The sequence below is a fragment of the Streptomyces sp. NPDC006798 genome (assembly GCF_040635975.1).
Taxonomy (GTDB): Bacteria; Actinomycetota; Actinomycetes; order Streptomycetales; family Streptomycetaceae; genus Streptomyces.
The window spans coordinates 19,588-31,737 of record NZ_JBEYIS010000046.1; the positions used below are offsets into that span (position 1 = coordinate 19,588).

At 71.2% G+C, this 12,150-nt stretch carries 14 protein-coding genes; 4 read left to right on the forward strand and 10 right to left on the reverse strand.

What is annotated here, in order from left to right:
- Nucleotides 1-37 precede the first annotated feature (37 nt).
- The 8 genes from ABZ714_RS26555 to ABZ714_RS26590 all read right to left on the reverse strand — a co-directional run bounded on the left by ABZ714_RS26555 (nt 38) and on the right by ABZ714_RS26590 (nt 6,779).
- A complete protein-coding gene (locus ABZ714_RS26555) occupies nt 38-343 on the reverse strand; it encodes a hypothetical protein (RefSeq protein ID WP_358827855.1) in 306 nt (101 codons plus the stop codon).
- Nucleotides 340-543 (reverse strand): hypothetical protein, encoded by a 204-nt coding sequence (locus ABZ714_RS26560; protein WP_358827856.1) that lies wholly within the window; start codon nt 541-543, stop codon nt 340-342. The genes ABZ714_RS26555 and ABZ714_RS26560 overlap by 4 nt, the downstream gene beginning before the upstream one ends.
- Before the next feature lie 294 nt (nt 544-837).
- On the reverse strand, nt 838-2,121 hold the full coding sequence (locus ABZ714_RS26565; RefSeq protein WP_358827857.1) for a hypothetical protein: 1,284 nt from the start codon (nt 2,119-2,121) through the stop codon (nt 838-840).
- A gap of 11 nt (nt 2,122-2,132) precedes the next feature.
- Nucleotides 2,133-2,933 (reverse strand): hypothetical protein, encoded by an 801-nt coding sequence (locus tag ABZ714_RS26570; protein ID WP_358827858.1) that lies wholly within the window; start codon nt 2,931-2,933, stop codon nt 2,133-2,135.
- Nucleotides 2,934-3,134: 201 nt separating this feature from the next.
- Nucleotides 3,135-3,311 (reverse strand): hypothetical protein, encoded by a 177-nt coding sequence (locus ABZ714_RS26575; RefSeq protein WP_358827859.1) that lies wholly within the window; start codon nt 3,309-3,311, stop codon nt 3,135-3,137.
- A gap of 222 nt (nt 3,312-3,533) precedes the next feature.
- On the reverse strand, nt 3,534-4,121 hold the full coding sequence (locus ABZ714_RS26580) for a hypothetical protein (RefSeq protein ID WP_358827860.1): 588 nt from the start codon (nt 4,119-4,121) through the stop codon (nt 3,534-3,536).
- Nucleotides 4,122-4,379: 258 nt separating this feature from the next.
- Nucleotides 4,380-5,822: a DUF4097 family beta strand repeat-containing protein gene (locus ABZ714_RS26585; protein ID WP_358827861.1), complete on the reverse strand. Its 1,443-nt coding sequence runs from the start codon at nt 5,820-5,822 to the stop codon at nt 4,380-4,382.
- A gap of 576 nt (nt 5,823-6,398) precedes the next feature.
- Entirely contained in the window at nt 6,399-6,779 is a 381-nt protein-coding gene (locus ABZ714_RS26590; protein WP_358827862.1) for a hypothetical protein, read from the reverse strand.
- Nucleotides 6,780-7,042: 263 nt separating this feature from the next.
- Between ABZ714_RS26590 and ABZ714_RS26595 the strand changes: the two genes are divergently transcribed.
- The 3 genes from ABZ714_RS26595 to ABZ714_RS26605 all read left to right on the forward strand — a co-directional run bounded on the left by ABZ714_RS26595 (nt 7,043) and on the right by ABZ714_RS26605 (nt 9,581).
- Nucleotides 7,043-7,795 (forward strand): GntR family transcriptional regulator, encoded by a 753-nt coding sequence (locus tag ABZ714_RS26595; RefSeq protein WP_358827863.1) that lies wholly within the window; start codon nt 7,043-7,045, stop codon nt 7,793-7,795.
- A gap of 182 nt (nt 7,796-7,977) precedes the next feature.
- On the forward strand, nt 7,978-9,015 hold the full coding sequence (locus ABZ714_RS26600; protein WP_358827864.1) for an AAA family ATPase: 1,038 nt from the start codon (nt 7,978-7,980) through the stop codon (nt 9,013-9,015).
- Complete coding sequence (locus ABZ714_RS26605; protein WP_358827865.1) at nt 9,012-9,581, forward strand: guanylate kinase; 570 nt, start codon at nt 9,012-9,014, stop codon at nt 9,579-9,581. The genes ABZ714_RS26600 and ABZ714_RS26605 overlap by 4 nt, the downstream gene beginning before the upstream one ends.
- Before the next feature lie 7 nt (nt 9,582-9,588).
- On the opposite strand, the gene ABZ714_RS26610 is transcribed toward ABZ714_RS26605, so the two are convergent.
- Both ABZ714_RS26610 and ABZ714_RS26615 read right to left on the reverse strand, forming a co-directional pair.
- Nucleotides 9,589-10,389, reverse strand: a complete 801-nt coding sequence (locus ABZ714_RS26610; protein WP_358827900.1) for a DUF1932 domain-containing protein — start codon at nt 10,387-10,389, stop codon at nt 9,589-9,591.
- Between the two features lie 40 nt (nt 10,390-10,429).
- Nucleotides 10,430-11,080: an HAD family hydrolase gene (locus ABZ714_RS26615; RefSeq protein ID WP_358827866.1), complete on the reverse strand. Its 651-nt coding sequence runs from the start codon at nt 11,078-11,080 to the stop codon at nt 10,430-10,432.
- A gap of 111 nt (nt 11,081-11,191) precedes the next feature.
- On the opposite strand from ABZ714_RS26615, the gene ABZ714_RS26620 reads away from it, so the two are divergent.
- Nucleotides 11,192-11,476: a helix-turn-helix transcriptional regulator gene (locus ABZ714_RS26620; protein ID WP_358827901.1), complete on the forward strand. Its 285-nt coding sequence runs from the start codon at nt 11,192-11,194 to the stop codon at nt 11,474-11,476.
- The last annotated feature ends 674 nt before the right edge of the window (nt 11,477-12,150 follow it).

The following is a 12,150-nucleotide window of genomic DNA, read 5'->3' on the forward strand; positions in this document are numbered from 1 at the left end:
GCCCCACCCGTGGCGGGCGGGGCCGGGACGGGAGTGATCAGACGGAGGGCGCCAGATCGCGGGCGCGGGTGGTGACGCGGAATCCGCACGTCAGCAGCAGCGGGCAGTCGGCGCACACGGCGGCGGCCTCGAGGCGGATCGCGGGGGAGGGGTTGTCGTTCTCCGCCGCGTCGAACAGGGGCCGGTGGCCGGTGCAGGCGGCAGCGCCGTGGCTCAGGCCGAGGACCGTTCTGACGGCCCTGCGGGTGCGCCGGGCGCGGCGGGCCAGGACCGTCTTCGCCTCCGGCAAGGCCGCAGCCGTGGCCGGGTCGGGGGTGGGGGTGGTGGGTTCGGTGGTGGTCACGGGGTGCGCCACCAGCCGCCGCGGTCCTGGCTGCGGCGCTCGCGGTCCTCCCACGCCTGCCCCTCCCGGTCCACCTTGGCGGCGGACCGGTGGTGGGCGGCACGGCGCCGACGGGACGCCCGCTCGGTGGCGGACTCGCGGCCGTTGTAGGTGCTGGCCGCCATACGGGTGTCGTTGCCGATCAGGCCGAAAAAGGCCATGGTGAACTGCCTCCTGAGATGTCAGGGGAGTGAAAGGGAGTGCGTCGGCCGGGCCCTGAGAAAGCGGGCCGACGCGCCCCCTGGTACGTGGTGTCGGGAATGTGCGGGCTCGCCGCCGGGGCTCGGCCGGGTCTGCGGCCCGGGTCTGCGGCCGAGTGGCCGCTCGCCGGGTTGCTCACCGGGTCTGCGCCGGACGGGTCTGCTTCCGCGGACTGCGTGGTTCTTCCGGCAGTCGCAGCACGCGCCCGTCCGGCCGGGGCCGGGCGGGCGCGCACTGGTGGTGCCGGACGATTGTCAGGGCCGGGGACCGGCCTCTTCCTCGTCTTCCTCGCCGACCTCCGTCTCGTCGTCGGCCGGGCTTGCGTCCGCCGTCGCGGCGGACTCGGTCAGGCCGTCCTCCTCTTGGGACATGAGTCCGGCCCAGGTACGGCGGATCCGCTCCTCGCCGCCGACGAAGCCGGTCTGGCGGAAGGCCGCGACGGCCTGGCGGTAGGAGACGGGCGGGTCCTCGCGGTAGCGCAGGTGCCGCAGAACGACGACGAGTTGCGCATCGCTGAGGCGCTCGCCGCGCTCGGGAAGCGGCACGCCCGCCACTGTCGCGACCTCCTGAAGCGTGACGGCCGAGCGGGACGGCTCCGCCGCCGTGACGGCCAGGTCCGTGTCCGTGTCCGTGCCCGCGTCCGCGTCCGCGACGGAGTCCGTGCCGGAAGCCGTGGCGCCGTCACGGTCCTGGTCCGTGACGGAATCCCCGGCCCGTGCCGGATCAGCGTCCGGACCGGCGCTGACCTGCGTGACTCCCGCCGCGACGGCGGTTCCCCGGGCGGCGGAGTCCGTCCCAGCAGGCGTGACGGACTCACCGTGGACTGCCCCGGGTTCGAGCGCGGGCGTGACGGACGCGGCCAGGGCCGGGACGGCCGCCGTGACGGGGGCGAACATACCGGCCAGGGCGACGTCGGCGCCGCTGGTCATCCGTTCCCGCTGGACGGTCACCAGTCCGGCGCCCAGGGCGTCGTCGCCGATGCCGACCTTGCGGGCCAAGCGCCAGGAGGCGAGTTCGGCCCGCTTGCGGGCCCCCTTCTTAGGGTGGTTGGCGGCCAGGGCCCGCAGGACCGCCATCTTCTGAAGGGTGGCGGCGTTGCGGCGCTGGGCCTCGATGTCGACGCGGGTGCGGTAGACCACGATCCGGCGGGCCAGCAGGCCGATCCCCTCTGCGGAGGCGGACATCGCCATCGGGGTGACCGCGTTGACGACGGCCTCCTTCGTGCCGTCGGCGATGACCGCGCCGGTGCCGGACGCGACTGCGGGCAGGAGCCACAACCCGAGACGCACGACGGTGGGGGAGGACTGGCCCAGCAGGGTCAGTCCGACCATGACGAGTGCGAGCACGAGGGTCGCGCCCTCACCGGCGGCGACCACGCCGAGCGCGGTCGCGTCTTCGGGGAACTGGCGCTTGATGTTGGTGAACGTTCCCCAGGCGCCCAGGCCACCGACGACGAGCATCGGAACGGCCGCGGCCCCCAGGATCACCGCCTGCCCCCGGGTGAGCAGACGCTCATCCTCGTTCTGCACGGATCCCATGCTGTTCTCCTTCAGAAGGGTCGGACCGGCTGCTGCGCGGTGTCAGGGCTGTCGGCCAGGCGGGCGACCTCCGCGAGGCGCTCGCGCTTCGCGGCGATCTCGGTGGTGAGCGCGCGGACCAGCGGGGTCTGCCGGTGCCAGGAATACGAGCTGCCGCGGGCGTACTCGTCGGCGCAGGCGATCGTCCAGCCGTCGGCGTCCAGACCGATCTCGCGGGCGACGTCGGTCAGCGGCAGTTCGTCCTCCTCACCGGCCGCGCGCAGCTGCTCGGCAGCCAGCCCGGCGAGCTCCCCGGCGATCTCGTCCCACGCCCGCGCCGTATCCATCGCGGCGCGCTCGGCGTCGGTGAGCTTCAGCAACTGGGCGCGCCACATGGCGTCCGGCGTGGTCCAGAACGCGGTGAACACCTGGTGGTACTCGGCCTGGGCCTGCCGCCATGCCTCCCACAGCGGGGCGGCGGCCCGCAGCAGCGGCGCGGCCCGCAGCCTCAGCCGGGCCTTGGACCACAGGATCCGGGCCGAGTCGTACTGCGCCTCGAGCTCGCGGCGCTGCTCCCGGGTGACCGACGGGTCGTCCCAGACGGCGTTGGGCGTCTCGGGCCGCGGTTCGTGGCCGGTGAAGCCGCCGAAGTAGTAGGTGACCCAGCCCTCGTCCCGGCCGGGCTCGGCCCGGAGGAACAAGGGGTGGTAGTACCGGGCAATGTCGGCGGCCGGGAGCGGTACCGGCTGCTCCGCAGGGGCGGGCAGCGTCTGCGGAACCGGTAAGCCGGTACCGTCCAGCGGGCGCCGGAGCGGAATGGTGCGCAACATCATGGGATTTCTCCAGGTCAACGAGCCCGGGACAGCCCGGGCGGACAGGGGGAGGGCAGTACCGCGCGGGCCAGGCGGGCCGGGACGGGAATCCGTTCGGCTCCCGCCGGGCGGGCGGACTGGAGGATGAGAGAGAGGTCGGGCTGGTGATCGCGGCCTGCCCGGCACCGGGCCGGGCAGGCTGACCTTCCAGCCGGAGCGGGTTCAGTTCCGCTTGCGCTTCTGCGCCGCGAGGTACTGGTCCTGCAAGGACGTAAGAGCCCGGAAGAGCTGCTGCCCGTCCGCGCAGAGGTGGTCGTCGGTGCAGACCCCGCAGGAGCGGAGATGGGTACGGAGCGCGCGGTGGGCTTCCATGTAGCGGGCGTAGAGCGAGTTGGTCACGGGGTGTTTCAGCTCCTGGCCCGCCCCGCCGGCGTACGGCGGCGGGGCGGTGGGTGGAGAGTGGCGACAGGTCGGCCGGTGTCCCAGACCGTGGCGGCCGCCACGGCGGCAGCCGCGAGAAAGATCCGGGACGCGGGGTGGGCCGGGCCCAGGGAAAGAGCGGCCCGGGCCGCCCGGAGGTGGGCGGCCCGGGCCGCAGATATGAGGTCGGGCACGGACTGACTAGCGGCAGCCGTCGCAGACCCCACCGGTCCAGTCGTCGAACCACTGGCCGCACCGGCTGCACTGGCCGGACGCGCCGGTCGGCGCGACCGCCGGAAACGGCGCGTCAGACGGTGCGGTACCCGGCCAGGGAACACAGATGCAGCTCCAGAACTCACAAACCGGGCAACGGTCGTTCGCCGTACCGGCCGCCTTGGGCTGGTGGACCAGCGCGGCAGGGGCGTACCCCTGTCCCGTTCCTCCGCACGCGGAGCAGGACCGCCACGTCCGGCGAACGACCCCGCCGTCGCTGGTGTCCTCGGTCCGGCCGCCGCTGCCGCCGCAGGACGGGCAGGCCCGGGCCGCCCGGCGGCCGAGCGCGAGTGCGCGCCGGTCGCCGTCGGCCACGAGATACGCGACGAGCTGGTGAAACTCGTCGTCGTGGGGCTCCAGCCAGCGGCGCTCTTCCTCGCGCTCGATCTCCTCCACCACCGACGCCGACGCCGTACGGCGGGCCCAGGGCCGGGCGCAGTGGCAGTGGATCCGGTGGCAGACGCCGCAGCGCGGGCTGTCGTCCAGGGCGGCCGAGTAGGCCGGGCGTGTCATCATGGCCTGCAACACAGGTGTTCTCCTTGTCAGGGTGTTGGCCTGTGGCGCCGCCCGGAGTTACCGCTCCGGGCGGCGCGCTTTCGGGGCTCCTGTAGCCCCACTCCGTCCCCCGGCCCGTGACGCGTCGGGCCGGGGGACGAAATGCAGAACAGGAAGTGGTAGTGGGCTGGTCGTACGGGCAGCCGCAGCCGCCTCCCACCCCGGTCGGGGGTGGGAGGCGGCCGTGGTCGGTCGTCCGGGGCCGTACTCGGCGGCGGTCTACTGGAGGGGGATCTCCGCGAGGGGGGTCCAGGTGATGTGCCGCCGGTCGTGGGACTGGGCGACCAGGGCGAGGCGGGTGGCCCGGAGGGTGACCGGGCCGCCCGGCAAATCCGCCAGCATGGCTTTGAGCTCGCGCCGGTCCGGTCGGACCGGGTGGGCGGTGCCGTAGGCGAGCGAGAGATGCGGATAGTAGACAAAGGGGATCCGGGGGAATCGGAAGCCGGTGATCTCGGCATCGGCCTGGGCGGCTATCTCCCAGAGGTGGCGGGCCGGGGCGCCGGGGCGGGCCGCGCACTCCACCGCGACGGTGCCGATCGTCGGCCGGTCGAAGACCAGGTCGAACGCGGGCGAGTCTCGTACTTCCTTGGCGACGCGTTCGGTGATCGCGTCGATCTCGCCGTCACGGTACTGGTCGACCGGGCCGCCGTGGAGGATGGTGCAGTGCGCCCACCGGGCCGGGACGGGCTCGAGGCCGGGCTGGCCGGTGAGGGTCCGGTAGGGGGCGAACAGCGCCTCGTGCACCAGGCGCTGGTCGAAGAGGAGATGCCAGTGCAGATCCTTCTGACCGGCGGGCCAGGCGTGCTGGCGGGACTCCACCGCCGCGAAGAAGTCGCCCATCTTGGCGGTGGCGGTCACCGGCGGGCCCCGGGGGGTGGTCCGGACGGTGCCGGAGACCGCCGACGCACGGACGACCAAGTCGTCGCGGCCGGCGGTGCCGCAGAGCCGGACACTGCCGGAGACCGCCCGGGCGGTGATCCGGCCGCGGGCCGCGGGGGAGGCGGTCAGCGTGATCGACCCGCTGGTCGTACGGATCCGGGCGTCCGCGCCCCGGTAGTCCCCGATCTTGATACTGCCGCTGGAGGCCGAGATATCGACCCGCTCGGTCACCGTCCCGGCGGTGATACTGCCGCTGGAGCTCTCGGTGTTCATCCGGCCGACGGTCTCGGCCGCGACCGAGCCGCTGGTGGTCCTAGCGGTCAGCCCGGCGAGCACACCGGCCGTACGGATGCTGCCGGACGCCCCGGTATAGGTGACGGACGACCCGGCAGGAAGGACAACCAAGACCTCGGCACCGGCCGAGCCGGAAACCACGATGCCCCCGCCGTGGTTGGTGAAGGTCAGACCGTCGATGCGGACGTTCCCGCTGGCGACGACCACACCGCTGCTGACGCCGGTGAAGGCCGTCGGCGGGGTGGGCGGTACGACGACCGTCAGCCGGGCGCCGCTCTGATGGATCCGCGTACGGCGTACTGCCTCGGCGGCCGGACCGTCCGGGTCGCCGGAGGTGACTTCGACCCGGACGGCGGTCGCGTCCGGGTCCACCACGACGCGTACCGCGCCGTCCGGGCAGGTGATATCCGCGAGAACCGGGCCGACTTCGGCCAGGAAGATACGGGCGGCGTTCTGGTGGGCGAGCTGGGTGCTGGTCATTGACGTCATAGACGGTCCCTCCGAAACAGGGGCGGGAGCAGGCGGCGGGGATTCCCAGCGCTCTCCACCGCCCGCCGAACCGGCCCAAAAAAGATGGGGTCGGGCGGCGGGCGCCTGGGCAACGCGGGGCTGCGGAAAAGCTGCGCGGCACCGCCGGTAGACGGGGTGCCGGATCTCGTAGAGACGCGGACCGCAGCTCCGACCGGGAGATCCGTCCGGGCGGGCATGTGCGGTGAAGGTTGGCCGCGTCGTTCTTTAACCTCGCGAGGGTGTCGACCCTCCGCGCTCTCCCACAGCGATGAGCCCTGCGGTGTCGTTGCGCGTGTCGGCTGCCACCACCAGCGGTGATGGCACCTCGCGACGGGTTTCCACTCACCCCCGGCCGGATCGGACACGGCGGGGACTGCGGTGGTGGATCACGCTGTGGAGTTCTCAAAGACCGGCCGCTTCCTTTCCCCTCGCGCTTTCGCGGTCAGAGAGGACCGGGCGGATGGTGTCGGGGCCGCTTTCGGCTCCCACATCCGGCGCCGCCGCAGGGCGGTTCCGGGTGAAGGAGCCGGGTCCGAAGACCCGGCATGGTGCGGGTCAGGCCGCGAGCGGCACCGGCGCCGCGGCGGCCGGCCGCGTGATGCGCAGCTGCGCGGCGTAGGGGAGGAGGACGTCGACCAGGCGCTCGCGTACCAACTCGGTGGCGGTCGGGTCAGTGGCGGTGATGTCGCGGGCGGCGAGCAGTCGGTTCTCGCGGGCCTCGATCGCGGCGATGGCTGCGGTGATGTCCAGGCCGTCCAGCCGCTCGTGGGGAAGGGCGCTGGCTTCGTACATCTCCAGCGGCGTTCCGAAAGCCACGTCCAGGTCGACGTCGCCGAACTCGGGGAGCGGGACCTCCACCGCTTCCAGGAGCGCGAGCGTCTCGGTGTCGAAGTGCTCGGTGATGAGGCTGGCGGCGGGGCGGGAGATGACGTTCATGGAGTAGTGCTCCTCTCGGATGTGCTGAGCTCGGGAGGCGTCCCGATGGCGAGTGGGCAGGGCGAAGCAGCACCTCTTCGGCGCCCCGCCCCGACCTCGCTAGCGAGGTTCGATGCGCCTTCAGTACACCGATCCTCGTTAGCGATGTCAAGAACTACGTTAACGAGGTACGCTTTCCCGGCGGCTTCCTCGCACACCGGGGCGCCCTTGCCAGTTCCTCGATAGCCAGCGGCCGTAGGATCGCTAACGAGGTAGGGAGACGTATGGCGAGCGACACGGGCGAACAGCGGCCCAAGTACCAGCGGATTGCCGACAAACTGAAGGCGGCGATCGAGTCCGGCGACTACGGCCCCGGCGATCGGCTGCCAGGCGAGAGTGCGCTCGCCGCCCAGTACGAGGTCGCTGCGCTTACCGCCCGCCAGGCGCTGAAGATCCTTCGGATCGAGGGCCTGGTGGAGACGAAGAAAGGTGCTGGCGCTCGGGTCATCGAGTTCCGCCCGATCCGGCGTCACGGCATCCAGCGACTCGCACGCGAGCAGTGGGGCGCCGGCAAGTCCGTCTGGTCCGCTGACGAGGAGCGGCCCGTCACGATCGACGTCCGCGTGGGCACCGTGGCCGCACCACCGCACATCGCCCGGATGCTGGACGTTGACGAGAACGAACTCGTCTGCGCTCGGTCCCGACGCTTCGTGCTGGACAGCAGACCCGTCATGCTCGCAACCTCGTACTTGCCTCTTGGCCTGGCCGAAGGCACAGCGATCATGAGCGTGGACACCGGCGAAGGCGGAACGTACGCCCGGCTCGCTGAGATCGGGCACGCGCCCGCTCACTTCCGCGAAGAGATCCGATGCCGGCTGCCCGTCGCTGAGGAGGCTGAAGGGCTGGCCATGCCCCTGGAGCGCCCTGTCATCAAGCTGTGCCGCACGGCTTTCGACGCTGATCTTGAGGCCGTCGAAGTGAACGAGATGACCATGGACAGCGCGGCCTACGTGCTGGAGTACGCGTTTGATGCCTGAGCGCCCCAACTCGCCCATTTTGAGCCCCCTCATGACTGGTCGTCTTGTGGGGGCCATCACACTCGTGAGCGGCGCAGCGCAACATCACAAAGGCTTGTCGAAGCTCGTGCACACCCGTGTTCACGGGTTTTCAACATCTACGTACCCATGGGATTTGCGGGCCTGGCTCTAGGCTCACGGCCATGACGATCACGGAGGGTCACAGGGTGGGGAAGCACCGAGCGGGCTGGCGTCCGGACAAGCTCCGCGAGCAGCGTGAGGCTCACGGCCTGACCCTGGAGAAGGCTGGCGAACGCCTCCGTCAGGTTGCTGAAAAGGCCAAGCTGAAAGGCATCCCCGCCGCGAATCCTCAGACGCTGTGGCAGCACGAGCAGGGCGAGGTCTACCCCGGCCCGCACTACCGCCGCGCCTACTGCCTTCTCTACCGGGCCACCGAGCCGGACCTGGGCTTCCGAACCGCTCTGCCCGGCGAAGAGACGTCGTTCAAGCTCACGCCGATGGACGACCGCCTCACCGGCGCGCACGTCTTGGCGGTTGAACGGGCCGTCCACCGCATCTCGCCCGGCAGCGAAGACGCCGACCATTTCGCTCTCCAGCAGCGCATCATCGACGCCTGGAAGCGGAGGCACACCGGCGGTGATCCGCACCGCCCTGTTTTGATTTTGGTCGGGGGCTACGCCGGGAGCGGCAAAACGGAGCTGGCGAGGTTCGTCGTACAGCTCACCGGCTGGCCGCTGCTCGACAAGGACCCTCTCACCCGACCGCTGGTGGAACGGCTGCTGGTCGCGCTGGGCGGCGACCCGAACGACCGGCACACCGAGCTCTACCGGGAGCGTGTCCGGTCGGTGGAGTACGACTGCCTCATGCAGGCGGCCATGGCGAACATCAAGTGCGGGATCAGCACCGTGCTCTCCGCTCCCTTCATCGCGGAGTTGACCGACGCGGCCTGGATGCAGCGCCTGACCAACAAGGCCGCGGCGATGGGTGTCGACGTCTTCCCGGTGTGGGTCCGCTGCGACGAGGAGTCGATGCGCGAATACGTTGGTTTCCGCTCGGCGGCCCGGGACGCGTGGAAGCTCGCCCGGTGGGATGAGTACATGGCCACGATCGACCTTGACCTACGCCCGGCGGTACCGCACCTGGTAGTTGACAACCGCCTGGGCACCGCCGTGAGCCTCGCTGATCAGGCTCGGCAGGCGATGGGGGCGATGTCCGTATGACCGCGAAGCAGGGCGTGATCCTGTATGGCCCGCCAGCCTCCGGCAAGGACACCGTCACCGCCGCGCTCAGCGACCTTGACCCCACGTACGCGCAGTTCGCGCGGCTCAAGGTCGGGTCGGGCAAGTCGGACGGTTACCGAATGGGCACACCGGAGCAGCTGGACGAACTTGAGGTCGCGGGCGCCATCGTCTACGCGAACAGGCGCTACGGCAATACGTACGTGATCGACGCTCCCGGTCTGGACGCGGCGTTCGCGGCCGGGGTGCCGGTAGTCCACCTCGGGCAGGTCGACGGCGTCCGGGCCTTGGTCGACGGTTACCCGGCCGACTGGGCGGCGGTACTGCTGTGGTGCCCGCGCGAGGTAACCGAGGAACGGTCAGAGGGGCGGGGCGACACCGACACCGCGGCGCGCCTGGCTGCGTGGGGCGCGACCCGCGAGGACCTGGACGCGCACCCGGGCATGGTCTGGGACCTGACCGTGGACACCACTGCGGCCTCTCCGAAGGAGGCGGCACGCCTTATCGACCGACTGCTGGCGCAGCGGGCGGGAGCGTCGTCGGCATGAGCGCGGGCTACGGGCGGCTGAGCTGGTCCAGGGCGTCGGTGAGCGTTAGCTCGCCGTTGTCCTTGGCGTCGTCCCACCGTGCCAGCGTGGACGCGGCCGCGCGCAGCATCTCCGGCGGAAGCCCGGCGGCCGCGAGCGCGTCGGCCGCCTCCTCCAGCTCCGCCCCCCAGCGCCACGCGCGGGACGCGGTCTTCGCGATGTACCCCGGCTCCGTGAGGTACGAGTCGGTACGCCAAGAGGCGACCTCCAGCAGATCCTGGTCGACGCCGTACTCGCGCGCCATCCCGGTGGCGAGCGCCACCAGCACCCGGCTGGCCTTCTGGAACGCGGTGTACGACAACTTCAACGCCGACGCCTTCCCCACCTCCGGCCCCAGCACCCGCGTCCGTACGGCGCTCCCCGCGAACAGCGCCTCGATGCGCTCGGGCGCGTCGGCCGGACCGGACAGGTACAACGTCGGCGACTTGCCGCCGACGGGCGGGGAACCGACGACGACGCCGTCGACGACGGTCGCGGCCGGGTTGAGCAGCCCGGCAATCCGCCGCGTCCGCTCAGGGGCGATGGCGTTCGCCTCCACGTACACCCCTGCGAAGCGGTGCCCGGCAACGTCGCGGGCCAGGTCCTCGGCAGCGGCTGGCGGACAGAGGCTGATGACGATGTCGCTGCCGTCCAGCAGTTCGCCCAGCGTCACCACCGGCGTCAGCCCGAACCGGGTCGCGCGCGCCACGGACGCGGTACTGCGTCCGGCCTCGCACCACAACACCCTCGCGGCATGCGCCCTGGCACAGGCGGCGACAGCGGCACCCATGCTGCCGGGATGGAGGATGCCGACAGTCGACTTCACGGGGCTACTCCGGGGTCTCGTTGAGCAGGAAGGTGATGGCGTCGGTGATGGCGTCGACAACGTGGTGCGCGGGCGGGAGTCCGTCGGGCCAGGTCCGGCCGCGCAGCCAGACCGTACGCAGACCGGCCCCGTGACCGCCATCGATGTCCCCGGCAGGGTTGTCCCCGACCATCCAGCCGCCGCCCGCCAGGTCCCGTCCGCACCGGACGGCAGCGAGTTCGAAAAGGCGCCGGTCCGGCTTGCGGGTCTCCAGGTCCCCGGAGACCGCAACGCCGTCGACCAGGTCGGCGAGGCCGGTCGCACTGAGCTTGGCCCGCTGGATGTCGCCGGAGCCGTTGGTGACGATCCCGATAGTCCACCGGGCGGCCCGGAGCCGGGCCAGCCCTTCCAGGATCTCCGGCTGGCAGGTAACAGAGACCGCCATGAGACGGACGTACTCCTCCCACAACTGCCCGGCGCTGTCCTCCAGGCCGAAGGCGTCGCGGAGCCTGGCGAAGTCGTCCGGCTCCGCGCGGTCCGCCAGTTTGGCGAGCAGCCACTGCTCCACGATCGGGCCCAGGCCGCGCGTACGGCACAGGGCCTTGATGGAGTCGGGGAGGGCGGACTGCCGGTCGACCAGCGTCCCGTCGAGATCGAAGAGAACGAGTCGGGTCACGCCCGGACCCTACCGGGGGCCCAACTCCACCACGCGGGTGGGCATGTCGCTTCCCCCGGGAGATCAAGTCGTGTATCTTTCAGTAAATCCTCGATCATGGGAGACTTGACCATGCCCGTCTCTGACGGCGCTCAGCGGGTCGACGCCCTGCTGAACAGCCTGGGCGATGATGCCCTGCCGCCACCGGGTGTGCGCGCGAAGCTCCGCGTCGCGGCTGGCCTCACGCAACAGGACGTCGCTGACGTGCTGGGCGTAAAGCGCCTCGCGGTGGCGCGCTGGGAACTCGGGCAGACCCACCCCCGGCGCCCGAACCGCGAGAACTACCTCCGCCTCCTGAAGGGCCTCGCCGAGCGCTTCCCCGAAGCCGCGAAGACGGACGAGGGAGGTTCCTCATGAGCGCGGAGAAGCGGGGACAGCATCCGCACGCATGGGTGACGGTACGTCGCCCAGTAGGGCAACCGAAGCGGCAGAGTGCCTCGGTTACCGCGCCCCGCCGTGGCGCCAGCACCCGCATGGACGGCTGGCCCTTCGGTGGGGCGCTCGTAATGCCCGCATGCGCCTCGAGGCACGCCTCCCCCAGGGAGGCGACAACGACGTAGGGATGAGGCGGCACCCGCGATAGCGGGCCTCTGGCCGCCGGGACGCTCAGCTCCTCAGCGATTGCAGTCGCCTCGCGCTCAGCGCCCCCTCTGTCACCGGGATCTCAATCACGAGTTCCCGAAGGGCTGTTCGACCGGTGCCAGCCGGAAACGAACGGTTTGGACTGGTTCTACCCGAACCTGAAGCCCACCAGGGGCTTCGTTGCGCCTGAAGACGTGGCCCCGGACGCGGAGCCCATTTTGCCGTACCGTTGCGCCCTTTTCCACCCCCATCCCGCGCCCTTTCAACCCATTTGGCCGATTCCTCGGACACGCCCTCACGGCGCAGCACACCAAAGAAGTCCCTTTTCGTACGTTCATTCGCTCCCCAGAGATGTGGAGAACTTTTTTCGTACCAGCGCCGCGCGCACCACGCCCGCCCGTCCCTCGCGCGGGACGGGATCCGAGGTTTCTTCCCGCCTGGCGGGAGCG

What these genes read in the sequence shown, in the direction of transcription:
- ABZ714_RS26560 (WP_358827856.1), bottom strand. Translation starts at nt 543, where the DNA reads ATGGCCTTTTTCGGCCTGATCGGCAACGACACCCGTATGGCGGCCAGC.
- ABZ714_RS26565 (WP_358827857.1), bottom strand. Translation starts at nt 2,121, where the DNA reads ATGGGATCCGTGCAGAACGAGGATGAGCGTCTGCTCACCCGGGGGCAG.
- ABZ714_RS26570 (WP_358827858.1), bottom strand. Translation starts at nt 2,933, where the DNA reads ATGATGTTGCGCACCATTCCGCTCCGGCGCCCGCTGGACGGTACCGGC.
- ABZ714_RS26580 (WP_358827860.1), bottom strand. Translation starts at nt 4,121, where the DNA reads ATGATGACACGCCCGGCCTACTCGGCCGCCCTGGACGACAGCCCGCGC.
- ABZ714_RS26585 (WP_358827861.1), bottom strand. Translation starts at nt 5,822, where the DNA reads ATGACGTCAATGACCAGCACCCAGCTCGCCCACCAGAACGCCGCCCGT.
- ABZ714_RS26590 (WP_358827862.1), bottom strand. Translation starts at nt 6,779, where the DNA reads ATGAACGTCATCTCCCGCCCCGCCGCCAGCCTCATCACCGAGCACTTC.
- ABZ714_RS26595 (WP_358827863.1), top strand. Translation starts at nt 7,043, where the DNA reads ATGGCGAGCGACACGGGCGAACAGCGGCCCAAGTACCAGCGGATTGCC.
- ABZ714_RS26600 (WP_358827864.1), top strand. Translation starts at nt 7,978, where the DNA reads ATGACGATCACGGAGGGTCACAGGGTGGGGAAGCACCGAGCGGGCTGG.
- ABZ714_RS26605 (WP_358827865.1), top strand. Translation starts at nt 9,012, where the DNA reads ATGACCGCGAAGCAGGGCGTGATCCTGTATGGCCCGCCAGCCTCCGGC.
- ABZ714_RS26610 (WP_358827900.1), bottom strand. Translation starts at nt 10,389, where the DNA reads ATGGGTGCCGCTGTCGCCGCCTGTGCCAGGGCGCATGCCGCGAGGGTG.
- ABZ714_RS26620 (WP_358827901.1), top strand. Translation starts at nt 11,192, where the DNA reads ATGCCCGTCTCTGACGGCGCTCAGCGGGTCGACGCCCTGCTGAACAGC.